This is a genomic window from Streptomyces sp. SCSIO 75703 (genome assembly GCF_036607905.1).
Lineage (GTDB): Bacteria > Actinomycetota > Actinomycetes > Streptomycetales > Streptomycetaceae > Streptomyces.
The window spans coordinates 3,472,621-3,495,023 of the sequence record NZ_CP144555.1; the positions used below are offsets into that span (position 1 = coordinate 3,472,621).

Sequence of the window (22,403 nt, forward strand, 5' to 3'; positions counted from 1 at the left end):
GGGCCGGAACGGGCCCCGGACCATCCTGCCGCGCGCCGCGCCAGCACCGGGCAGCTTCCGGACAACACAAAACCCCGACCGCAGGACGGCCGGGGTCTGCTCGGGACCGGATGTGCCGGTCGTGCTCAGGAACCCGTGGGCACGGAGTCAGTCGCCTCCGTCCACAGGTCCTGCTCGGCGCGATCCGCCTGGATCTGGCGGTACACGAGGAGCCCGCCGATGGCGGCCAGTGCGACCAGGAGAAGCTTCTTCACCGCGCGACCTCGTCTTTCTTGACGTAGGGGACCTCTGGCGCCCGACTATACACACCGGCCGATACCGATCAGTGACCTGATGGGCTTGTCAACTGGCCGTCTTCGCACCTCAGTAGGCGACACCCCACCCGTTCCGATCGGAGGGTGATCACACCCCCACGGACGGTGACTTCACCCGACTTCCTCCCGCCTGCACCCCTTTTCATCCCTCTTGCGGCCATCCGAGTGGTGTTCATCTGAACATCGCGGCGGCGCGGGCGTCGGTCCACCACTTCACGATCCACATACACATCATGAGGAAAGTACGCAAATCGCCCAACCTGAAAGTGAGGGGCCATGGCCCGGAACAAGGTCATGACGCTGTGGACCGCCATCGTCACCGCCTTCCTCGCGCTCTGCGCGGCGCTCGGCTTCGTCTCCACGACGGCCGCCGCGGCCGTACCGCAGACCGGCACCCACAGCAACACGGAGCGCGCGGCCGAGCGGACCGCACCCGCGGCGGCGTCCCGGCCCTGGTCCCGACCCGGCTCCCTGCCCCCCACGATGAAGCAGCGCATCCGCGCCGAGGCCCACGGCTCGGCTCCCCGGTGCCGGCACATCCCCCCGGCCGACACGGCCCGCTCCGCCGGCCCCCTGTGCGGCGTCCCCGAGCCCCCGGCCCAGCACACGGCACCGCTCCAGCGCTGAGCACCCCTTCGCGGACCCCGTCCGCGCCCGACGCCCCGGCGATTGCGTACCCCGAACCACGCGTCCAAGGCCCGGCAGCTCCCAGAGCCGCCGGGCCTTCGCCGTTCCCCAAGGCCCCCGCCCTCGCCGAGCACCCGGGCGCGGGAGAGTCCAGCGGGAGACGGGACGCCGGGAGCACGGGGCCGGCGGACGCACCGCCGACCGGCTGTCAGACCGCGACCGGCACGGCGCTGCCCGTCATCGCCCTCATGTCCATCGCGCGCCCCGCCTACGACCACGGCGTCGCGGGCCGCACCGACGGCCCCGCGAGCAGCGGCACCCGCGCCCCACCCGTCCACCGGGGCCGCCCCCGCACGGCACGTGACAGCCGCCGGTGTCAGCGCAGAGTGCCGGCCTTGAAAGATCCGACCTGGGTGCCTCAGGAGAGCGGCGCCTCTGAGTACCCGTGCTCATGTGCGGTGCCCGCCAGAAGAGCATGCTGGCCGCGTGTGCTCGGCAGATCTTCACCTGAAGACGGGACGGCGGTGGGCATGAGGCGGGCGAACGAGCCGTCAACCGGCCGACAGATCGGGGTCAGCGTGGCGCTCCTCGTCATCGACCTCATGGTCGTCGCCGGGATGCTGTACGGCTACGGGATAGCGGGATGGGCCGACAGCTACGACAGTGACAGTGGCAGTCCGTCGAGTGCGTCGGAGACGGCATCGGGGGCTGCGTGGCTCCTGGGAGGCGGCGCGGTGGTCACGGGCGGTGGCCTCCTCGCCCTGGGATGGCGTATTCCCGGCCTCGCGCAGGTGGTTGTCCTCGGGTGCGGTGCGGCGCTGTTCTCGCATCTCGCCGGCGGAAGCTAGCGCGCGTCTGCCCAGCCGGAGGCGGGAAGCGCGCTCGGCGGACGACCGCGGCCGGGGCTTGATGAGGCGGAGCGAGCGGCAACAGCCCTGTTCGAGCGCTCGGGGCTGATGCCAGCAGGAACGCAAAGACCCCCAGTGGCTACCGACTGGGGGTCTTCCGTCTGGTGGGGCTAACAGGATTTGAACCTGTGGCCTCATCCTTATCAGGTCGATCAGAGGCGGTCGGCGGCCCTGGGGAACCTGCTGCGTCCCTTGTCTGCTGGTCCGCCGAGGTTCGCTTCTGATCGCCACTAGCCGGGCTTGTTGGTGTCAGGCGCTGATGTCACGCTCAGGCTCGGTCTTGACAAACTGACCGGTCGACCCCCGCTGCGCGCCCGCCATTCTGGGGCGCGACGCGCTTTCAGCAATGAATCCGCAGTTCGCCTTCGTTGCAGAGGATGACGACCTGGTCCCCCGTCTCAAGAACGTGGAAGTGGCGCTCACGCGCGATCTTGATGATCTCTTCCAACGCACCAAACCGCTCCACGTCGTAGATCGACCGGCGCACGACGCCACCTTGACTCGCCTGCGCCGCCCGGAATATCTGATCAACCCATGCTCCCATGAAGGCAAGCTACAACTTGATCTCTGAGTCTCACTGGTGATTGTGGAAGTTGGCGAAGCCATCGGGGTAACGCGAAGTTGACGCAGTTCCTCCGCACCTCAACCCACCACTCACCCCAGCTCCCATCCCGTACGCCGTCGACCCACACACCGTGGAGCGGGCGTGGTTCAGGGGCGTCAAGGTGGAGCGCGCCACTGTACGAACGACCTTGACGCCCCTGGGCCGCGTCTGCTCGGCTCTGCCTGGGTCGACGGCGTACGGGATGGGAGCACCCACGCACGCCACTACTGACCCGCAGCCGGGAACGGCGCCCCCTCCATCCCGGTGCCGGCCGATCCCCCGCCGGAGGCATTGCCTTGACCGCGGGCCGCTCTGTGCTGTGATCGCCTCATGGCCTCGGCCCTATCCACGTGTGGGCGCGCGTCGGCGCAGCGCGGGCGGAGCGGGCCGGAGGCAGGAGCGGCGCCCGGAGCGGAGCCGGGAAGCGCGCCCGGCGGAGCGGAGCGCAGCCGGGGCTTGATGAGGTAGAGAAACCTGTAACAACTGGAGCCGAGCTAGCTGAGTGCGCCGGCGATGGTCGCCATGTCTTCCGTGATGGCTTCGGCTCCGGCTTCGGCGAGTGTGCGCAGCTTGCGGGGCTTGTTTGCGTAGCCGATGGCGGTTCCCCCCGCGGCGTGGGCAGCTTGGACGTCGGTCACGGAATCGCCGATGAGTACGCACCCTTCAGGTGACACGTCGAGAGCTTCGGCGGCCCCGAGTAGAGCATGGGGGCTCGGCTTCATCAGGTCGGGCCGGTGCGGAGTTCGCCCAACCACAACATCCACGAAGTCGGACAACTCGTGTCGGGCAAGATACCGGCGGGCACACTCCCCCGAGTTGTTCGTCACCACCCCGATCCGCCGGCCTGACTTCCTGACCGCCGTCAGCGCTTCGGCTGCACCCCTGGTCGGCTCTCCCGCCGCGTCCACGGCCTCGATCTCCGCAGCGATCAGCGCCGCTTCGACCTTGCCACTCAGCGAACGGTTGAAGTCGTAGGTCATGCTCAGGACTTCCAGCGGGTCGCTGGTACCTACGAGCTTGCTCCAAAGTTCCGGGGCATCCTCTGCAACGAGTCGAGACAGACCCGCGGCAACCTCCGGTGCCGGCAACCCTCCGAACACGTGACACAGCGGTCCGTCGAAGTCGAACAGCACGGCTTCGGCAGCCGCGAGGGTCCTGGCCAGACGGTCACTGATCATCAAGGTTGCACTCCCTGGCAATGGTGCTCCACCAGCTCTCGAACCACGCTTGCGCCTGCTGGACCTGCGTCGCGCCGTGGGAGGAGTCACCCTCGTTCACCGAGTGATGGAACAGGACCGTGTCCTTACCCAGCACGTCGTAGATGTCGATCGTCTCTCCCTGGGCGACAACCTTGTTGGGCTGGACCAGGTAGTAGCCGGTGAACACGTCACTTCCGTTGATCACGTACAGCTTGAACGGCGGCGTGCCGCTGTAGACACGAACCTCGACTTCCGTTTCCGGTACGAGCCCGAGGTGTTCCAGCTCCTTGACCGAGTCCCTGATGCTGCGGGCGTATCCCAGCATGATCCCGTTCATGCGCTTGCGAAGACGTTGGTCATCCGACCCGTCGTCCTTGCGCACGGGTACCGCTTGCGGCAGGGACATGTCTGGCACAAGCACACGAACATGGATGCTCGTCGGGGTCAGGCGACCAATCCTGATCTTGTCCAGGGGCTCCTGGAGCGCACCGTGCAACGTTTCGCTTGAGAATCCGGCGAAGTCGATCGACACCTGTTGAGCCGTGAACGCCTGCTCGACGTACGGGCGCAGCCCTGCCGGCCGCTCCGTACGGTTCCGGACGTACACCCCACTGCCCTTACGGGAGACAACCAGCCCTTCGTCTTCCAGCTCACGTAGGGCGCGCTGAATCGTCGCGCGGGCGAAGCCGTACAGCTCCGTCAGCTTTTGGTGAGAGGGAAGCTTTTCACCCGGGGCCAGCCTCTTCGTGCGGATCGCGGCTCCCAGGCTGCTTGCGACCTGCTCGTACGGCGGTCGGTCGTCGTCGGGGTCCAGGGGGTCTGGGGTGAAAGCCATGAGGCGATGGTACGCGTCGGGAGGCACGCAGCACAGCCAGGACAGCCAGGTGTTGACATGGCTAGCCAGCATGCTTACGTTAGTCACGTAGCCAATCGGGCTAGCCAAGTCAGTCACTTACTGGAGGCATCATGCCGTCCTTCAAGATCGACCTCTCCAGCGCCGTGGTGTTCGTGGCGACCGCGCCCGAGCCGAAGATGGCGAACAAGAAGACCGGTGAGCGGGCCGTGGACCGGGAGACCGGTGCGGGTCTGTCGACCGTGGGCCTGCTGGTCTCGGACGAGGGGGAGGGCAGTCTCTACCAGGTGACCGTGCCCGAGACGGGGCTCTCCGACGGGCTGGCGCCGGGTATGCCGGTGGCGGTGACCGGGCTGAGGGCGCGGGACTGGGAGAACGAGTTCAACGGCCAGAAGCGGCACGGGATCGCGTTCCGCGCGGTGGCGGTCACCCCGCTCGGAGCCTGATCATGAGCGGCCTGACGATGTGGCTGGAGGCTACGGGCGTCCTGGCGGGTGCCGGTGGCCTCGGCTACGCGAAGCAGCGGGCGCCCCGCGTGTACTGGTCGACGGTGGGTCTGCCGCTGACGTGGGGCCGGTTCACCTGGTCGTACCGGTCCACGATGGAGGTGTGCGGGCTCACGGTGCAGCCTGCTGGGTTCCGTGCCTTCATGACGCGCAACGTGGCTCGTCGTGAGGTGCGGCCGGTGCCGCCGCAGGTCCGTCGTATCCGCCCCTCCTCGGCCGGGCTGCGTATCACGCTGCGTCTCCCGGCCGGCCTGGAGCCTGCTGACGTGGCCACCTCCTCGGAGCGGCTGCGTCACGCGTTCGGCGTGCAGTCGGTGACCGTGGCGGAGACCCGGCCCGGCCATGTGGAACTGCGGATGACGGGCTACGACGTGCTGCGCCGGGTCCGTCTCCCGCGTTCCGCGCAGCCCTCCGGCCTTCGGGTTCCGGTGGCTCTACGGGAGGACGGCACGGTCTTCGAGCGGGACTACCGCGCGGTTCCGATGGCGCTGACCCTCGGCGCCACGCTGTCCGGCAAGTCCGTCTACCAGCGCAATCTGGTCAAAGGGCTGGCCAAGCTCCCGGTTGGTTTGATCGGCATCGACTGCAAGCGCGGTGTCGAGCACAGCCGCTACGCGCCGCGCCTGTCGGCCCTGGCCACGGACCCGGACATGGCCGGGCGCCTGATAGACGCGCTGGTCCTGGAGATGGGCGAGCGGTTCGACCTCCTCGCTCTGCACGGTGTCTCGGACGTGTGGGACCTGCCGGCGAAGCTGCGGCCGGTGCCGCTGGTCGTCCTGATCGATGAGGTGGCAGAGCTGTTCTTCGTCACCTCGAAGAAGGATGAGGCGGCGCGGGACCGGACGGTCATGCAACTGGTGCGACTGGGGCAGATGGCCCGTGCGGTCGGCATCTATCTGGAGGTCTGCGGGCAGCGCTTCGGCTCCGACCTCGGCAGAGGCGCCACCGCGTTACGAGCCCAGCTCACCGGGCGTGTGGTCCACCGGGTCAACGACAAGCAGACCGCCGAAATGGGCCTGGGTGACATCGCCCCGGATGCGGTGGTGGCGGTGACCTCGATCCGGGCGGACCGTCCCGGCGTCGCGGTGGCCGGTGACACCTCCGGTGGCTGGTCCCGCATCCGTACCCCGGAGACCTCGCCGGCCGAAGCAGCGGCCGTGTGCCGGGAGTTCGCCCACCTGACCCCGGATCTGCCGTTCCTGGCCCCGTTCCGGCCCCCGGCCGGGCAGGTGCCGCCGATGCCCACCGTCCCGCCGCTGGTCACCCCGCAGCCCTGACCGGAGGGAGGTGAAGAGCCGTGTTCCGCTCGATTCGCATCGACGCCGTACTCATTCAGGCCGTGATCGCCGGTGCCCTGTCCTTCGCCCACCTGCACGACCTCGCTGAAGCAGCCGGACAGACCGGCTGGAAGGCATGGGCCTACCCCGTCTCCGTCGACCTGCTCTTGGTCGCCGTGTGGCGCCGGCTGCGTGCCGAACGGTCGGGGCTGGCCTGGTTCTGGTTTCTGGTCGCCCTGGTCGCCTCACTCGGCGCCAACATCGCCACCGCCGGGCTCCTCGACCTGGACCACGTTCCGGCCTGGCTGCGCATCCTCGTCGCCGGCTGGCCCGCGCTGGCCTTCCTCGGCGGCACCCTGCTCGCCCACACCCCCACCGATCGCACACCCGCCCCGGCGCCTGAACCTCGGCCCGTGCCAGTCGTCGACCGCCCCGCGGGGCCCGAACCGACCCCGGAGCCGGTTCCCGACCCGGAGATCCCGACCCCGGAGCCTGTCCCGGCACTGCCGCAAGCCCCTGCCTCGGCTCCTGCGGTACCGCCCGCGCTGGTCGACCACGCCCGGAAGGTCGCCACCGAGCACCGCACCCGCACCGGCACGGACATCGACAGCGCCACCCTGCGCGCTCGCCTCGGCGTTCCGGAAGACCTCGCTGGCGCGATCGTCGCCCAACTCGCCTGAAAGGAGGTGACCTTGTGCGCCCGAACCGCTTCTACGACGTGATCCGCATCGGCCCGGTCCAGGTGGCCTCGTTCAACAACGGCCGGGGCCAGACCCGGCACACCACCGTCTGCACCGCGCCGAAGTGCGGCTTCTCCAACGAATACGGCGACCGGTCGGCCGCCGAACTCGCCGCCCGCACCCACCGCTGCACTTGAGAGGAGGACCGAGCCATGCAGTTGCCCGAAGACCAGATCCGCGCCGGGCACATCCCCGCCGACCTCTACCGGCAGATCCCGCCCGGCACCGATATGCGACGCGTCGTGATCGTCCAACAGGCCCCGCGCTCCTACAAGGGCCCGATCGTCCTGACGCTCGTCGTCCTCACGGGGTCGGTCGCGGTGCTGCTGGTGATCGCCTTCGTCGTCCAGGTCGTCGCCGGTGCCGCCATCGGAGTCCTGTCGGCCACCGGCGGCCTCAGCTACACGATCAACCGCAAGTACCTCCGCAGCAAGTAACGCCATCCGGGGCGGCTCTCTCGCCAAAGATCCGCCGCCCCGGACGGCTCCACCCATCCAGATCCAACGGACCCGAAAGGGAAACCTCATCATGCCCCAGCACGTCCAGATCACGCGCGTCTGCCGCGACTGCGACGGCTTCGCCACCGCCGCCGTCACCACCGGCACCCACCACTCCAACGGCACCCGCGTCACCCTCCGTATCACCTGCCCGACCTGCAAGGGCACCGGTCACACCATCCCCGCCGCCTCTCTGACCCGGACGGGGCGGTGAGTGTCGTGGGACTCCTGAACTGGAAGTCCGCTCAGCACTACGACCACGGCGGCGACTGCCCCTGCACCCAGTGCGGCAAGCCCACCCCTCTGCGCTCGCACTCCGGTGAACCCGTCCACAAGGTCTGTGCAGAGGGCTGGAACGACCGCAACCCCAACGCCCCCCGGCACGAGCACGACGGCCGGGACCTGGGCACCCAGAGGTTCCACTCCGACCCCCCGCGCAAGAGCCGCAAGGGCGGTGCCCGATGACCGCCGCACCGCGCCGCGTCCTCGACCTGTTCGCCGGGGCCGGTGGCTGGTCCGAGGGACTGCGCACCCTCGGCCTGCGGGATGTCGGTATCGAGATCGACCCGGCCACCTGCGCCACCCGCGCCGCCGCCGGACACACCACGATTCGCGCCGATGTCGCCGCCTACCCCACCACCCGGCTGCGCGAGAACGTCTCCGGGCTGATCGCGTCCCCGCCCTGCCAGACCTTCAGCGCCGCCGGCCTGCGCGCCGGAAACACCGACCTGCCCCTGTGCCACCAGGCCCTGGACGACCTCACCCGCGGGCACGACACCCGCGACACCATCCGCGCCGCCTGCTCCGACCCCCGCTCCCTGCTCGTGGTCGAACCCCTCCGCTACGCCCTCGACCTGCGCCCGGACTGGATCGCCCTGGAAGAGGTCCCCGCGGTACTGCCCCTGTTCGAGCACACCGCCTGGTCCCTCAACGCCGCCGGCTACTCGACCTGGACCGGCGTCCTCAACGCCGCCGACTTCGGCCTCGCTCAGACCCGCCGCCGCGCCTTCCTGATCGCCTCACGAACCCGCCCCGCCCTGCCCCCGGAGCCCACCCACGCCGACGGCGGCACCGCTGCTGACCTCTTCGGCGACGGCCTGCCCACCTGGCGGACCATGGGCGACGTCCTGGGCTGCCCACCCGGCGAGGTCATCACGCGCGGCAACCACACCACCGGCGGAAGCCGCTTCCCCACCACCGGCCCGTCCTGGGCCCTCACCGGCCGCGCCCGATCCTGGATGCTCCGCGTCGGCAACCGCCCCTCCGCCACCCGTCGCCGCCTCGACCAACCCGCCCCCACCCTGCTGTTCGCCAACGCCCGTAAGGACGTCTCCTGGATCGGCGCGGACGGCACCCCGATCCGCCGACTGACCGTCCAGGAAGCGGCCGTGCTTCAGGGCTTCCCCGCGGCCTATCCGTGGGCCGGCTCCCGCACCAAGCAGTTCGAACAGATCGGCAACGCCGTCCCCGCACCCCTCGCCGCCGCCGTCCTGCGCCCCCTCGTTCCCGCTGTCCTGGAGGTGGCCGCGTGAGCGACACCGCCACCATGGCGGGCCTGGACCCAGCCACCCTCGCCGACGTGCTGAGGCTGGCCGGGTCCACCGGCTTCGACCGCATCCAAGACCAGATCCGCCGAACCGGCGGCTGCTCCGACCCCATCCACCTCCAGGGCTCGACCGTCACCCGCGACGCCGCCACCGGCAAGGTGCTGCACTCCTACACGACCGACACGGAACCCGGCGGACGGCTCCGCGTCGCCTGTGGCAACCGACGTGCCTCCCGCTGCCCCTCCTGCGCCTGGACCTACGCCGGCGACACCTACCACCTCATCCGCGCCGGCCTCGTCGGCGACCCCGCCAAGGGCACCCCGCACACGATCCGGGACCACCCGCGGGTCTTCGCCACCCTCACCGCGCCCTCGTTCGGCCCGGTCCACAACCGGCCCGGCACCCGGCCCTGCCGCTGCGGCGTCCGGCACGGCGAGGACGCCCCCGAGCTGGGCACTCCGCTCAACCCGGACGCCTACGACTACGCGGGCGCGGTGCTGTGGAACAACCACGCCTCCGAGCTGTGGCGCTACTTCACGATCTACCTACGCCGCGAGATCGCCAAGCGCGCCGGCCTCACGCAGAAGGACGCGAAGGAGCAGTCCCGGGTGTCCTTCGGCAAGGTCGCCGAGTACCAGAAACGCGGCGCCGTCCACTTCCACACCGTGATCCGCTTCGACGGACCCGACGGGCCCGACGACCCGCCGCCCGCGTGGGCCACCCTCGACCTGCTCACCGACGCGATCCATGCCGCCGCCGCCCGCGTGGAAGTCGACGTTCCCCCGTCCGGGAACCAGCCCGCCCGCACCCTCAAGTGGGGCGCGCAGCTCGACGTACGCCCCATCCGGGCCTTCGGCGACGGCGAGGACATCACCGAACAGGCAGTCGCCTCGTATGTCGCCAAGTACGCCACCAAAGCCGCCGAGACCACCGGCACGGTTGACCGCCGCATCGGCAACAAGGAAGCCCTGGTCCTCCTCGGCGTCGCCGACCACCCCCGCCGGCTCATCGAATCGTGCCTCGACCTCCACGCGCTCTACCCGGACCGCAAGCTCCGCGACTGGGCCCACATGCTCGGCTTCCGCGGCCACTTCTCCACCAAGTCCCGCCACTACTCCACCACCCTCGGCGAACTACGCCAGACCCGCGCCGACTACCGCGCCGCCCAGCAACGCGCCGCCCTCGACCTGCCCGACCCCGACGACGAGGACGCCACCACGCTCACCCTCGCCCACTGGACCTACGCCGGCCACGGCCACACCCCCGGCGAATCCTGGCTCGCCGCCAACATCCGCCGCGACATCCAGCACAACCGCGAAACCGCCCGCGAAGAACTACCCGCCCTGCCCGACCTGGAAGGAGCCGCTACATGACCACCGCTGCCCCCGAACTGTTGACCGTGTCCGAGGTCATGGCGCGGCTGAAGGTGGGCCGTACCAAGGTCTACGACCTGATCCGGACCCATCGCCTCGTGTCCATCAAGGTCGACGGGTGCCGGCGCATCCCGGACCAGGCGGTCCGCGACTTCATCGTCGGCCAGATCGGGGAGGCTGCCTGATGGCGAAGCGCCGGCCCAACGGCGGCGGCACGATCACCAAGCGGTCCGATGGCCGATACCAGGGCGCCGCGTACGTCACCGACACGGACGGCAACCGGGTGCGCAAGTACGTGTACGGCCGGACGTGGGACGAAGCGAACGAGAAGCTGGGCAAGCTCCAGGATCAGGAGCGCAACGGCATCCCTGTGCCCTCCCGGTCCTGGACGCTCGGGGAGTGGCTCGCCTACTGGCTGGAGCACATCGTCGCTCCGGAGCGCGAGCACAACACGTACGTAAAGTACGAGTCCAAGGTGCGGCTGTACCTGCTGCCGCATCTCGGCAAGAAGCCGCTGGTCAAGCTCACCCCGGCGCAGATCCGGGCGTTCATGGCCACGCTGACCCGGGAGAAGGTCGGCGCCTCGGCCCGCTTCGAAGTCCTGCGAGTCCTCCGCAACGCCCTCAATCGGGCCATGCGCGAGGAACTGATCACACGGAACGTCGCTCTCCTGGTCGACATGCCCAAGGTCAGCAAGGACAAGGGCACGGCGTGGAACGCCCGCGAGGCGATCGCCTTCCTGCGCTCAGTGCGTGCCCACCGGCTCTACGCGGCCTGCGTCCTCGTCCTGGTCCTCGGCCTCCGGCGCAGCGAGGTGCTGGGACTGCGCTGGCAGGACATCGACTTTGAGGCGGGCCACTTCACCCCGGTTAAGCAGGTTCAGCGCGTCAAGGGCGCCGGCCTGGTCCTCAAGGACCTCAAAACGGAGTCCTCACAGGCAGTGCTCCCGCTACCCGAGTTCTGCGCCCGTGCCCTTGAAGAGCGCCGGGAGCTGCAAGAGCTGGAACAGAAGATCGCCGGTGAGCACTGGTCGCAGGATCCGGACCATGACCTGATCTTCTCTTCCGGGCACGGCGGCATGATCGACCCGGTGGGCTTCTCCCGCAGCTTTGATCGACTCGTCAAGCGCGCCGGCGTCCGCCGGATCACGGTCCGCCTGGCTCGGCACACCTGCGGGACCCTGCTGGCCTTTCTGAAGGTGCATCCCAAGGTCGCGCAGGCGATCCTCCGTCACAGCCAGATCAGCATGACTATGGACGTGTACACGCACGTGGTCGGCGACAGTGAGCGCGAAGCAGTGGGCATGCTCGCCGAGCTTCTGGAAGATCCACTCATCGGTTGATGTCAGTCGTGGATGTCAAAGACCCCCAGCCGTTGGCGACTGGGGGTCTTCGTGCTGGTGGGGCTAACAGGATTTGAACCTGTGGCCTCATCCTTATCAGGGATGCGCTCTAACCAACTGAGCTATAGCCCCGCCGCGCTCTGCGGGGGCTTCCCGCGCGCTGACTCCTGAAGGTTAGCGCACCAGGTGGGCAGTCCCAAAATCGGTTGCCGCGGCACCGTCCGCCGAGGTCACTCGTCCTCGGCGAGGGTCAGTTCCACGCCGCCGACGAAGCCGGCGGAGAGGTTGTAGATGAACGCGCCGAGCGTCGCCAGCGCCGTGGCGAGGACGACGTCGATGACCGCGATGATCGTGGTGAACAGCAGCACGTTGGGCAGCGACAGGAACGACTGCAGGTCGAATCCGTTGGACTCGTTGGAGCCCGTGGCCTCCGAGATGGTGCCGCCGACCGTCGAGAAGACGCCCATCGCGTCCATGACCATCCACAGCACCGCGGACGCCACGATGGTGCAGACGCCGAGCGCGATGGAGAGCAGGAAGCTGACCTTCATCACCGACCACGGGTCGGCCTTGGCGACGCGCAGCCGGGCCTTGCGGACGCGGGGCGTGGTGCGGGCCCCGGTGCGCGGCCGGCGGACGCCGGCGGCCGAACCGCCGTCGCCCTGGGTCTGGTAGGCCTGCGGCGGGTGGTACGGGCCGGTGTTCTGCTGCGGCTGCCGTTCCCCCGGCAGCGGCGAGGCCGACTGCTGGGGCTGCGGGCCTCGGGTGTCCGTCACAGTTCCCCCCTGGGGTCCGTGTGGGTCAGACGCGTGGGTGCCGCTCGCGCCGTCGTCGATCCTGCGCAGTTGAGTCGTGTGCGAATCCGTCGCACGCGCGGCGAAGCCACGGCCGCCGCCGTTGGTCTCCGTACCCGTGGGGGTACCGGCCGGTCCGGCGCCCGTGGCTCCGCTCACGATGACTCTCTCCTCGTGCTACTCGGCCGAGGGCGCCTCGCCCTCGTCCGTGCCGGTGGTCGTGACGGCACCCTCGGCGGTCTCGTCGACGGCCACGTCGCCGTCGACCTCCTCCGCCTCGCGTCCCGCCTCGGCGTTGCGTGCGATGCCCACGACGGCATCGCGCTTGCCCAGATTGATCAGTTGGACGCCCATGGTGTCACGGCCCGTCTCCCTGACCCCGCTGACTCGCGTGCGAATCACACCGCCCGAGAGGGTGATGGCGAGGATCTCGTCGTGCTCCTCGACCACCAGCGCGCCCACGAGCGATCCGCGGTCCTCGACGATCTTGGCAGCCTTGATGCCGAGACCGCCACGCCCCTGCACGCGGTACTCGTCGACGGAGGTCCGCTTCGCGTACCCGCCGTCGGTGGCAGTGAACACGAACGTACCGGCTCGAACAACATTCATCGAGAGCAGCTCGTCCCCTTCGCGGAAACTCATGCCCTTGACGCCCGAGGTGGCACGGCCCATGGGCCGCAGGGTGTCGTCCGTAGCGGTGAACCTGATCGACTGAGCCTTCCTGCTGATCAGCAGGAGGTCGTCGTCGGGCGAGACGAGTTCGGCTCCGATCAGTTCGTCATCGGAACCGTCCTCCTGCTCCCGCAGGTTGATCGCGATCACACCACCGGAACGCGGTGAATCGTAGTCCTTCAGCGACGTCTTCTTCACCAGTCCCGCCTTGGTGGCCAGAACCAGGTAGGGCGCCGCCTCGTAGTCGCGGATCGCCAGGATCTCGGCGATGGACTCGTCCGGCTGGAAGGCCAGCAGGTTCGCCACGTGCTGACCGCGCGCGTCCCGGCCGGCGTCGGGCAGTTCGTACGCCTTGGCGCGGTAGACACGGCCCTTGTTGGTGAAGAAGAGCAGCCAGTGGTGGGTGGTGGACACGAAGAAGTGGTTGACGATGTCGTCTTCCTTGAGCTTCGTGCCGCGCACGCCCTTGCCGCCGCGCTTCTGCGCCCGGTAGTCGTCGGTCTTGGTGCGCTTGATGTAGCCGCCGCGGGTGACCGTGACGACGATGTCCTCCTCGGCGATCAGGTCCTCGATGGACATGTCGCCCTCATAGGGGATCAGCTTCGTCTTGCGGTCGTCGCCGTACTTCTCGACGATCGCGGTCAGCTCGGCGCTGACGATGCCGCGCTGGCGGACCGGCGAGGCGAGGATCTCGTTGTACTCGTTGATCTTGGCCTGAAGTTCGTCGTGCTCCTGGACGATCTTCTGGCGCTCCAGCGCGGCCAGTCGGCGGAGCTGCATCTCCAGGATCGCGTTGGCCTGGATCTCGTCGATCGTCAGGAGGTCCATCAGGCCCGCGCGGGCGATCTCCACGGTGTCGCTGCCCCGGATGAGGGCGATCACCTCGTCGATGGCGTCCAGGGCCTTCAGCAGGCCGCGCAGGATGTGCGCCCGCTCCTCGGCCTTGCGCAGCCGGAAGCGCGTACGGCGGACGATGACCTCGATCTGGTGGTTCACCCAGTGCCGGATGAACGCGTCCAGGGAGAGGGTGCGCGGGACCCCGTCGACCAGCGCCAGCATGTTCGCGCCGAAGTTGGTCTGGAGGTCGGTGTGCTTGTAGAGGTTGTTGAGGACGACCTTGGCGACCGCGTCCCGCTTGAGGACGATGACCAGGCGCTGTCCGGTGCGCGAGGAGGTCTCGTCGCGGACGTCCGCGATGCCGCCGATCTTGCCGTCCTTGACCAGGTCGGCGATCTTCTGCGCGAGGTTGTCCGGGTTGACCTGGTAGGGCAGCTCGGTGACCACCAGGCACTGGCGGTTCTGGATCTCCTCGACCTCGACGACCGCACGCATGGTGACCGAGCCGCGGCCGGTGCGGTACGCCTCCTCGATGCCCGTGCGGCCGACGACCAGGGCGCCGGTCGGGAAGTCGGGGCCCTTGATGCGCTCGATGAGCGCGTCGAGCAGCTCCTCCTGGGTCGCCTCGTAGTGGTCCAGGTACCACTGCGCGCCGGCGGCCACCTCGCGGAGGTTGTGCGGCGGGATGTTGGTCGCCATGCCGACCGCGATGCCGGCCGAGCCGTTGATCAGCAGGTTGGGGAACCGGGCCGGCAGGACGGTCGGCTCCTGGGAGCGTCCGTCGTAGTTGTCCGTGAAGTCGACGGTCTCCTCGTCGATGTCACGGACCATCTCCATCGACAGCTGCGCCATCTTGCACTCGGTGTACCGCATGGCAGCAGCGGGGTCGTTGCCCGGCGAGCCGAAGTTGCCGTTGGAGTCCACCAGCGGCATCCGCATCGACCACGGCTGCGCGAGGCGCACCAGCGCGTCGTAGATGGAGCTGTCGCCGTGCGGGTGGTAGTTGCCCATGACGTCGCCGACGACGCGGGCGCACTTGTAGAAGCCGCGCTCGGGGCGGTAGCCGCCGTCGTACATGGCGTACAGCACGCGCCGGTGGACGGGCTTGAGGCCGTCGCGGACGTCGGGCAGTGCCCGCGAGACGATGACGGACATCGCGTAGTCGAGGTACGAGCGCTGCATCTCCGTCTCGAGCCCGACGGGCTCGACACGCATCGCCAGGGCGTCGCCCTCGGGCGTCGTCACAGGGGTGTTCTCGTCGGTCATTGCTGGTGAAGGTCCTTCCTGGTGCGGTCAGCCGTGACCGACTCAGATGTCGAGGAAGCGGACGTCCTTGGCGTTGCGCTGGATGAACTGGCGCCGGGCCTCGACGTCCTCGCCCATCAGCACCGAGAACAGGTCGTCGGCCTGGGCCGCGTCGTCCAGCGTGACCTGGCCGAGGACACGGTGCTCCTGGTCCATCGTGGTGACGCGCAGCTCCTCGGCGTTCATCTCGCCGAGGCCCTTGAAGCGCTGGACGGAGTCCTCGCGGACGCGCTTGCCGGCCTGGCGGCCCATCTCGATCAGCGCGTCGCGCTCGCGGTCGGAGTACGCGTACTCGAAGTCGTCCCGGCCCCACTTGATCTTGTAGAGCGGGGGGCGGGAGAGGTACACGTGGCCGGCCTCGACCAGCGGCCGCATGAAGCGGAACAGGAAGGTCAGCAGCAGGGTGTTGATGTGCTGGCCGTCGACGTCGGCGTCCGCCATGAGGATGATCTTGTGGTAGCGGAGCTTCTCGATGTCGAAGTCCTCGTGCACACCGGTGCCGAACGCGGAGATCATCGCCTGGATCTCCTGGTTCTGCAGGATCCGGTCGATGCGGGCCTTCTCCACGTTGAGGATCTTGCCGCGGATCGGGAGGATCGCCTGGTACTGCGGGTTCCGGCCGGACTTGGCCGAGCCGCCGGCGGAGTCACCCTCGACGATGAAGATCTCGCACTTGGTCGGGTCGTTCGACTGGCAGTCGGAGAGCTTGCCCGGCAGGGAGGCCGACTCCAGCAGGCCCTTGCGGCGGGTCAGGTCGCGCGCCTTGCGGGCCGCCACGCGCGCGGTGGCCGCCTGGATGCCCTTGCGGACGATGTCCGCGGCCTCGTTGGGGTTGCGGTCCAGCCAGTCGGTGAGGTGCTCGTAGACCACCTTCTGGACGAAGGTCTTCGCCTCGGTGTTGCCCAGCTTGGTCTTGGTCTGGCCCTCGAACTGCGGCTCGCCCAGCTTGACCGAGATGATCGCGGTCAGGCCCTCGCGGATGTCGTCGCCGGTGAGATTGTCCTCCTTCTCACGCAGCAGCTTCTTCTCGCGCGCGTACTTGTTGACGAGGTTCGTCAGCGCGGAACGGAAGCCCTCCTCGTGCGTACCGCCCTCGTGGGTGTGGATCGTGTTGGCGAAGGAGTACACGCCCTCCGTGTACCCGTTGTTCCACTGCATCGCGACCTCGATGGACAGGAGACGCTCCTTGTCCTCGGCCTCGATGTCGATCACCGACGGGTGCACCAGCTCGCCCTTGCGGGAGTTGAGGTACTTCACGAAGTCGACGATGCCGCCCTCGTAGTGGTACGTGACGGACTTCACCTCCTCCGTCACGTCCGCGCCGGCCTCGTCGGCGCCGGCGACCGCCTTGGCCGACTCGCGCTCGTCGGTCAGCTTGATCGTCAGGCCCTTGTTGAGGAACGCCATCTCCTGGAAACGCCGGGCCAGCGTCTCGAAGGAGTAGTCCGTGGTCTCGAAGATGTCCGGATCGGCCCAGAAGGTGACCGTCGTGCCGGAGTCCTCGACCGCCTCGTGCTTGGCGAGCGGCGCCGTCGGGACGCCCATCTTGTATTCCTGCGTCCAGCGGTAGCCGTCGCGCTTGATGTCGACGGTCACCTTGGTGGACAGGGCGTTCACCACGGAGACGCCGACGCCGTGCAGACCGCCGGAGACCGCGTAACCGCCGCCGCCGAACTTGCCGCCCGCGTGCAGCACCGTCAGGACGACCTCGACGGCCGGCTTCTTCTCGACCGGGTGGATGTCCACCGGGATGCCGCGCCCGTTGTCGATGACGCGGACGCCGCCGTCGGCGAGGATGCGGACGTCGATCGTGTCGGCGTGGCCGGCCAGCGCCTCGTCGACCGAGTTGTCGACGACTTCCTGCACCAGGTGGTGCAGGCCACGCTCACCGGTCGAGCCGATGTACATACCGGGTCGCTTGCGGACCGCGTCCAGGCCCTCGAGGACGGTGATGGCACTGGCGTCGTACGAGGTGGGGCCCTCGTCGTTCGAGGTGCTCACCGCTTCGTGGGCGCCGGTGTCGATGGACGGGTTGTTCTCGTTGGGGTTGCCGGAATCGGCCACGAAGCGCCCTTTCTGGCACAGCACGAGCCAGGCTCGTCGGCAGGTTGCCGGAGCGGCTGCGGCATGTTGCGTTGGTAAGCCTTGATCAGCGTTGCTCAGCTAGTCCCGGACGGTCCCCACGTTCGGGGCGGGATTCTCATCCATTCTACCGGTAGCACTGACACTGATGGGTGTTTGCCGGTACCTGAGTACGCATGTGCCGCCCTGAACCGGCCTTGTCCGACTCCCGATATGCGGAAGGGGGCCTCAAGCGGCCCACGAGGGCACTCAGCGCTTCCGGGCGTCAACCCGTTGCTACGGGGGAGCCGAGGAGGGAGGAACGGCTGATTCCGGTGTGGTGACCGGGCACGCACGGGGTGTCCCGAGCCCCGCCGGGCCCCGCTGGGTGTGATGCGGATCACCGCTGCGACCAGCGGCGGAGGCGTCAGCCGTAGGTGTCGCCGGGGCCCTTGCTGCCGGGGGCGCGCAGCGGTCCGTACCGGCGCGCGGGGCCACCCGGGCCCCCCGGACCGTGCACCTTGATCAGCCGGACCGAGCCGTGCCCGAGGTCCTCGTTGATCCGCGCGACGAGCGTCGGGGCGAGCAGCCGCAGGTTGGTCGCCCACGCCGTGGAGTCGCAGCGCACGCTCAGCACGCGCGCGTCCTCGTCGTACCGCTCCGGGACGCAGTGCTTGGCCACGTCCTCGCCGACGATCTGCGGCCAGCGGCCCATCACCCCGCCCACCGCGGCCGGCGCCTCCCAGCCGCGCTCCGTGATCAGCCGGCTGATCGCCGAACCCAGCGCCATGGGGTCGCGTCCGTCGGCGCGCGCGCCGGAGCGCAGGCCACCGCCGCGCCGGACCTGCTTGCGCTGCTGCGCCGCGTCGCCCCGCGCGCGGGCCGCCTCGCGCGCCGCCCGCAGTGCCACGCGCGCCAGGTCCACGCCGGAGGGTTCGGGGGTCTTCCCCGGAGGGCCGCCGGGGTCCTTGCCGGCGGCGGGGTCGAACATCGGCTCGCCCGGTTTCACGCGCGCTCCACCGTCCCCTCCGCCACCGCGAAGCGGGTCCCGGCCAGGACGTGCGGGACGTCGTCGCCGACGGCGGCGGTCACCAGCACCTGCTCGCCGGGGGCGACCAGTTCGGCCAGCCGTTCCCGGCGCCGGACGTCCAGTTCGGCGAAGACGTCGTCCAGCACCAGCACCGGTTCGTTCCCCTCGGCCCGCAGCAGGTCGTAGGAGGCCAGCCGCAGCGCGAGCGCGTAGGACCAGGACTCGCCGTGCGAGGCGTATCCCTTGGCCGGCATGCCGCCGAGCTTGAGCAGCAGGTCGTCCCGGTGGGGTCCGACCAGGGTGACGCCGCGCTCGATCTCCTGTTTGCGGACGTCGGCGAGCGCGGCCGTGAGCTGTGTGTACAGGTCCTCGCGGGTGTGCGCGTCGCCGGGCGCCGAGGCCCGGTACTCCAGGACGACGGGTCCGCCGCCGGGGGCCAGTTGCTCGTACGCCTTGTCGGCCAGCGGCTGCACGGCGGCGATCAGGTCGAGGCGCCGGGCGAGCAGTTCGGCGCCGGCCCGCGCGAGGTGCTGGTCCCAGACGTCGAGGGTGGAGAGGTCGAGGGTGCGGCCGCCGTGGCGGCGGGCCAGCGCGGCCGACTTCAGCAGCGTGTTGCGCTGCTTGAGGACGCGGTCGTAGTCGGAGCGGACGCCCGCCATGCGCGGGGAGCGCGCGGTGATCAGTTCGTCCAGGAAGCGGCGCCGCTCTCCGGGGTCGCCCTTGATCAGCGCGAGGTCCTCGGGCGCGAAGAGCACGGTCCGCACGATGCCCAGGACGTCGCGGGGTCTGACCTGGGAGGACCGGTTGACCCGGGCGCGGTTGGCACGGCCCGGGTTCAGCTCCAGCTCGATGAGCTGCTGCCGCTCGCCCTGGCGGACCTGCGCCCGGATGATCGCCCGGTCGGCGCCCATGCGGACCAGGGGGGCGTCGGAGGAGACCCGGTGGCTGCCGAGGGTCGCCAGGTAGCCGACCGCCTCGACGAGGTTGGTCTTGCCCTGGCCGTTGGGGCCGACGAAGGCCGTCACGCCCGGGTCCAGCGGGACCTCGACCCGGGCGTAGGAACGGAAGTCGGCCAGCGACAGATGCGTGACGTGCATGGTCGTTCGCCGACCTCCCCAACCTTCGGGTGTTGCCCTACTTCTTTTCCACCGCGTGGCCGCCGAACTGGTTGCGCAGCGCGGCGATCATCTTCATCTGCGGCGAGTCGTCCTGCCGGGAGGAGAACCGCGCGAACAGCGACGCGGTGATCGCCGGCAGCGGCACCGCGTGGTCGATCGCCGCCTCCACCGTCCAGCGTCCCTCGCCGGAGTCCTGCGCGTAGCCCCGCAGCCCGTCCAGGTGCTCGTCCTCGTCGAGGGCGTCGACCGCCAGGTCCAGCAGCCAGGACCGGATGACGGTGCCCTCCTGCCAGGAACGGAAGACCTCGCGGACGTTCTCCACGGAGTCGACCTTCTCCAGCAGCTCCCAGCCCTCGGCGTACGCCTGCATCATCGCGTACTCGATGCCGTTGTGAACCATCTTCGCGAAGTGGCCCGCGCCCACCTTGCCCGCGTGCACCGCGCCGAGGTCGCCCTCCGGCTTGAGCGCGTCGAAGACCGGCTGCACCCTGGCGATGTGCTCCGGGGCGCCGCCGTACATGAGCGCGTAGCCGTTCTCCAGGCCCCACACCCCTCCGGAGACGCCGCAGTCGACGAAGCCGATGCCCTGGGCGGCGAGCTGGGCGGCGTGCCTCTCGTCGTCCGTCCAGCGGGAGTTGCCGCCGTCCACGACGACGTCGCCGGGCTCCAGCAGCTCGGCGAGCCGGTCGATGGTGGCCTGGGTGGCCTCGCCGGCCGGGACCATCACCCAGACCACGCGCGGACCCGTGAGCTTGCCCACGAGGTCTTCCAGGCTGTGGACGTCGGCGAGGTCCGGGTTGCGGTCGTATCCGACGACGGTGTGGCCGGCGCGGCGGATCCGCTCGCGCATGTTGCCGCCCATCTTGCCGAGGCCGACGAGACCGAGCTCCATCAGTTGCGTTCCTTAGGTGTGCGAGGTGGCGTGACGGCACGTCCGAACGTGTCGGATGCGTGCCGCGGCACGTTCGTATCCGCGTACGAGCCTAAACCCGGACGCTCATGCACACCTGTGGGCACATGCGCTCATACGTACGCTCTCACCTGCGACGACGCCGTGCGGTGCGCCGGTCGTCCACGGACCGCGGGGGCCCTGTGGACGACCGGGTCGCCGTCCGGCGGCGACGGTGGCCGGGTCAGCCGCTCAGCCGCACCGGCATGATCAGGTACTTGTACGCCTCGTCCGCCTCGGCGTCGACCGCGGGCCGGCCGCTGAGCAGCGCCGGCTTGGTGGACGTCGTGAACGAGAGCTGGGCCACCGGCGAGTCGATGGCGCTCAGCCCGTCCAGCAGGAAGGTCGGGTTGAAGGCGATCGAGATGTCGTCGCCCTCAAGTTGGGCGTCGACCCTTTCCACAGCCTGTGCGTCGTCGCTGGAGCCGGCCTCCAGGATGAGCACGCCCTGCTCGAAGCTGAGCCGCACCGGCGTGTTGCGCTCGGCGACCAGGGCGACGCGCTTGACGGCCTCCACGAAGGGGGCGGTCTCGATGACGGCGACGCTGTTGAACTCGGTCGGGAAGAGCGTCTTGTACTTCGGGAGGTCGCCCTCCAGCAGACGCGTGGTGGTACGCCGGCCGGCGCCCTCGAAGCCGATCAGGCCCTCGCCGGCACCCGAGCCGGACAGCGCCAGGATGACCTGGTCGCCGCTGGTCAGCGCCTTGGCGGTGTCCAGGAGCGTCTTGGCGGGCACCAGGGCGACCGCGGAGGCGTCCGGGTTCTCCGGCTTCCACAGGAACTCGCGGACCGCGAAGCGGTAGCGGTCGGTGGAGGCCAGCGTGACCGTGTCGCCCTCGATCTCGATGCGCACACCGGTGAGGACGGGCAGCGTGTCGTCGCGGCCGGCGGCGATGGCGACCTGCTGCACGGCGGAGGAGAAGACCTCGCCGGGGACGGTGCCCGTCGCGTTCGGCATCTGGGGCAGCGCCGGGTACTCCTCCACAGGCAGGGTGTGGAGGGTGAACCGCGAGGAGCCGCAGACCACCGTCGCCCGTACACCGTCTGTGGAGATCTCCACCGGCCGGTTGGGCAGGGCGCGGGAGATGTCGGCGAGCAGCCGGCCGGAGACCAGGACGGTGCCCTCCTCCTCGACCTCCGCCTCGACCGAGACCTTCGCCGAGACCTCGTAGTCGAAGCTCGACAGGCTCAGCTGTCCCTCCTCGGCCTTCAGCAGCAGGCCGGCGAGGACCGGCGCCGGCGGACGGGCCGGGAGGCTGCGAGCCGCCCAGGCCACTGCCTCCGCGAGTACGTCGCGTTCCACCCGGATCTTCACCGTAAGCCGCCTCCTGCTGTTGCCGGCGCTTCTCGCCCTGCTTCGCCTTCGTCGTCTGACCCGGTGTCGCCGGCCCTCCCTGGGGGCAGGACACCGGGAACCAGTCTGACGCACCGCACTGACAGTAGGTGCCGTCCGGGGTCAAGTCATGACGAGGGGCGGTCGGGCCGCGGAGGGCGAGTTGTGCACAGGTCCCGCTTCGAAACGGATTCCGCTCTCTAAAAGGTCGGGAGTAGTAGTAGGGCCTGTGGATACCGTGGATAACCTCGTTTGCCCAGGTCAGGGCAGGAATTTTGTCCACCGGTCCTGTGGGCGGAGCCGGTGGACAACCGGGGCTCTCTGTGGAGAACGGAAAGTTCTGCACACGCCGTGCACAGGGAGGGGCGACTTCTCCCCAGGTGCGTCCCCAGCTTTACCCAGCTTTCCCACAGCCCAACCCGGCAGCATCGTGTGACGCCTTTCACTCGACGCGGTGAGACGTCGCGTCGCGTTGCCGAACAGTGGACAGAGATGTGGAGAAGGGGGTGATCACTGG

Annotated in this window: 24 protein-coding genes and 1 tRNA gene; 13 read left to right on the forward strand and 12 right to left on the reverse strand. The window is 69.4% G+C overall.

Annotated features, from left to right (window positions below):
- Positions 1 to 125: 125 nt before the first annotated feature.
- On the reverse strand, positions 126 to 254 hold the full coding sequence (locus VM636_RS15140) for a DLW-39 family protein (protein ID WP_003999697.1): 129 nt from the start codon (positions 252 to 254) through the stop codon (positions 126 to 128).
- 336 nt (positions 255 to 590) lie between these two features.
- Between VM636_RS15140 and VM636_RS15145 the strand changes: the two genes are divergently transcribed.
- Together VM636_RS15145 and VM636_RS15150 are read left to right on the forward strand one after the other, a co-directional pair.
- A complete protein-coding gene (locus VM636_RS15145) occupies positions 591 to 941 on the forward strand; it encodes a DUF6344 domain-containing protein (RefSeq protein ID WP_030420034.1) in 351 nt (116 codons plus the stop codon).
- A 488-nt stretch (positions 942 to 1,429) separates the two neighbouring features.
- Positions 1,430 to 1,789 carry a hypothetical protein gene (locus tag VM636_RS15150; protein ID WP_338484817.1) on the forward strand — a complete coding sequence of 120 codons (360 nt, stop codon included), beginning with the start codon at positions 1,430 to 1,432 and terminating at the stop codon, positions 1,787 to 1,789.
- A 400-nt stretch (positions 1,790 to 2,189) separates the two neighbouring features.
- Here VM636_RS15150 and VM636_RS15155 read toward each other — a convergent pair whose 3' ends face one another.
- The 3 genes from VM636_RS15155 to VM636_RS15165 form a co-directional block, all read right to left on the reverse strand.
- On the reverse strand, positions 2,190 to 2,393 hold the full coding sequence (locus VM636_RS15155) for an N-(5'-phosphoribosyl)anthranilate isomerase (protein ID WP_159042098.1): 204 nt from the start codon (positions 2,391 to 2,393) through the stop codon (positions 2,190 to 2,192).
- Positions 2,394 to 2,947: 554 nt separating this feature from the next.
- Positions 2,948 to 3,631 (reverse strand): HAD family hydrolase, encoded by a 684-nt coding sequence (locus VM636_RS15160; RefSeq protein WP_053913016.1) that lies wholly within the window; start codon positions 3,629 to 3,631, stop codon positions 2,948 to 2,950.
- On the reverse strand, positions 3,621 to 4,487 hold the full coding sequence (locus VM636_RS15165) for a winged helix-turn-helix domain-containing protein (RefSeq protein WP_053913097.1): 867 nt from the start codon (positions 4,485 to 4,487) through the stop codon (positions 3,621 to 3,623). The genes VM636_RS15160 and VM636_RS15165 overlap by 11 nt, the downstream gene beginning before the upstream one ends.
- A 131-nt stretch (positions 4,488 to 4,618) precedes the next feature.
- Here VM636_RS15165 and VM636_RS15170 point away from each other — a divergent pair, with 131 nt between their 5' ends.
- From VM636_RS15170 to VM636_RS15220, 11 genes are all read left to right on the forward strand, one after another.
- On the forward strand, positions 4,619 to 4,951 hold the full coding sequence (locus tag VM636_RS15170) for a hypothetical protein (protein ID WP_053913017.1): 333 nt from the start codon (positions 4,619 to 4,621) through the stop codon (positions 4,949 to 4,951).
- Between the two features lie 2 nt (positions 4,952 to 4,953).
- Positions 4,954 to 6,288 carry an FtsK/SpoIIIE domain-containing protein gene (locus VM636_RS15175; protein WP_053913018.1) on the forward strand — a complete coding sequence of 445 codons (1,335 nt, stop codon included), beginning with the start codon at positions 4,954 to 4,956 and terminating at the stop codon, positions 6,286 to 6,288.
- A 20-nt stretch (positions 6,289 to 6,308) separates the two neighbouring features.
- On the forward strand, positions 6,309 to 6,968 hold the full coding sequence (locus VM636_RS15180; RefSeq protein ID WP_053913019.1) for a DUF2637 domain-containing protein: 660 nt from the start codon (positions 6,309 to 6,311) through the stop codon (positions 6,966 to 6,968).
- 14 nt (positions 6,969 to 6,982) lie between these two features.
- Entirely contained in the window at positions 6,983 to 7,165 is a 183-nt protein-coding gene (locus VM636_RS15185; protein ID WP_053913020.1) for a mobile element transfer protein, read from the forward strand.
- Between the two features lie 15 nt (positions 7,166 to 7,180).
- A complete protein-coding gene (locus VM636_RS15190; RefSeq protein ID WP_053913021.1) occupies positions 7,181 to 7,465 on the forward strand; it encodes a hypothetical protein in 285 nt (94 codons plus the stop codon).
- Positions 7,466 to 7,556: 91 nt separating this feature from the next.
- A complete protein-coding gene (locus tag VM636_RS15195) occupies positions 7,557 to 7,739 on the forward strand; it encodes a hypothetical protein (RefSeq protein WP_053913022.1) in 183 nt (60 codons plus the stop codon).
- 5 nt (positions 7,740 to 7,744) lie between these two features.
- On the forward strand, positions 7,745 to 7,990 hold the full coding sequence (locus VM636_RS15200; RefSeq protein ID WP_234340376.1) for a hypothetical protein: 246 nt from the start codon (positions 7,745 to 7,747) through the stop codon (positions 7,988 to 7,990).
- Positions 7,987 to 9,057 carry a DNA cytosine methyltransferase gene (locus VM636_RS15205; protein WP_053913024.1) on the forward strand — a complete coding sequence of 357 codons (1,071 nt, stop codon included), beginning with the start codon at positions 7,987 to 7,989 and terminating at the stop codon, positions 9,055 to 9,057. Before VM636_RS15200 ends, VM636_RS15205 begins: the two co-directional genes overlap by 4 nt.
- Positions 9,054 to 10,445, forward strand: a complete 1,392-nt coding sequence (repSA, locus tag VM636_RS15210) for a replication initiator protein RepSA (RefSeq protein WP_053913025.1) — start codon at positions 9,054 to 9,056, stop codon at positions 10,443 to 10,445. Before VM636_RS15205 ends, repSA begins: the two co-directional genes overlap by 4 nt.
- The gene (locus VM636_RS15215) at positions 10,442 to 10,630 is read left to right on the forward strand and encodes a helix-turn-helix domain-containing protein (RefSeq protein WP_053913026.1); all 189 of its coding nucleotides are present in this window, start codon (positions 10,442 to 10,444) and stop codon (positions 10,628 to 10,630) included. The genes repSA and VM636_RS15215 overlap by 4 nt, the downstream gene beginning before the upstream one ends.
- The gene (locus VM636_RS15220) at positions 10,630 to 11,787 is read left to right on the forward strand and encodes a site-specific integrase (RefSeq protein WP_053913027.1); all 1,158 of its coding nucleotides are present in this window, start codon (positions 10,630 to 10,632) and stop codon (positions 11,785 to 11,787) included. The genes VM636_RS15215 and VM636_RS15220 overlap by 1 nt, the downstream gene beginning before the upstream one ends.
- A 55-nt stretch (positions 11,788 to 11,842) precedes the next feature.
- Here the strand turns inward: VM636_RS15220 and VM636_RS15225 are convergent.
- From VM636_RS15225 to dnaN, 8 genes are all read right to left on the reverse strand, one after another.
- A tRNA-Ile gene (locus tag VM636_RS15225) sits at positions 11,843 to 11,919 on the reverse strand.
- 98 nt (positions 11,920 to 12,017) lie between these two features.
- Positions 12,018 to 12,740: a DUF3566 domain-containing protein gene (locus tag VM636_RS15230; protein WP_107091313.1), complete on the reverse strand. Its 723-nt coding sequence runs from the start codon at positions 12,738 to 12,740 to the stop codon at positions 12,018 to 12,020.
- Between the two features lie 18 nt (positions 12,741 to 12,758).
- On the reverse strand, positions 12,759 to 15,356 hold the full coding sequence (gyrA, locus tag VM636_RS15235) for a DNA gyrase subunit A (protein ID WP_030420037.1): 2,598 nt from the start codon (positions 15,354 to 15,356) through the stop codon (positions 12,759 to 12,761).
- A gap of 42 nt (positions 15,357 to 15,398) precedes the next feature.
- Positions 15,399 to 17,459 (reverse strand): DNA topoisomerase (ATP-hydrolyzing) subunit B, encoded by a 2,061-nt coding sequence (gene gyrB, locus VM636_RS15240; protein ID WP_199809374.1) that lies wholly within the window; start codon positions 17,457 to 17,459, stop codon positions 15,399 to 15,401.
- A gap of 424 nt (positions 17,460 to 17,883) precedes the next feature.
- The gene (locus tag VM636_RS15245; RefSeq protein ID WP_030420039.1) at positions 17,884 to 18,447 is read right to left on the reverse strand and encodes a DUF721 domain-containing protein; all 564 of its coding nucleotides are present in this window, start codon (positions 18,445 to 18,447) and stop codon (positions 17,884 to 17,886) included.
- A 14-nt stretch (positions 18,448 to 18,461) separates the two neighbouring features.
- The gene (gene recF / locus VM636_RS15250) at positions 18,462 to 19,583 is read right to left on the reverse strand and encodes a DNA replication/repair protein RecF (protein WP_030420040.1); all 1,122 of its coding nucleotides are present in this window, start codon (positions 19,581 to 19,583) and stop codon (positions 18,462 to 18,464) included.
- Positions 19,584 to 19,620: 37 nt separating this feature from the next.
- Positions 19,621 to 20,496 carry a phosphogluconate dehydrogenase (NAD(+)-dependent, decarboxylating) gene (gene gnd / locus VM636_RS15255; RefSeq protein WP_030420041.1) on the reverse strand — a complete coding sequence of 292 codons (876 nt, stop codon included), beginning with the start codon at positions 20,494 to 20,496 and terminating at the stop codon, positions 19,621 to 19,623.
- 241 nt (positions 20,497 to 20,737) lie between these two features.
- Positions 20,738 to 21,868 carry a DNA polymerase III subunit beta gene (gene dnaN / locus VM636_RS15260; RefSeq protein WP_030420042.1) on the reverse strand — a complete coding sequence of 377 codons (1,131 nt, stop codon included), beginning with the start codon at positions 21,866 to 21,868 and terminating at the stop codon, positions 20,738 to 20,740.
- Positions 21,869 to 22,403 lie beyond the last annotated feature (535 nt).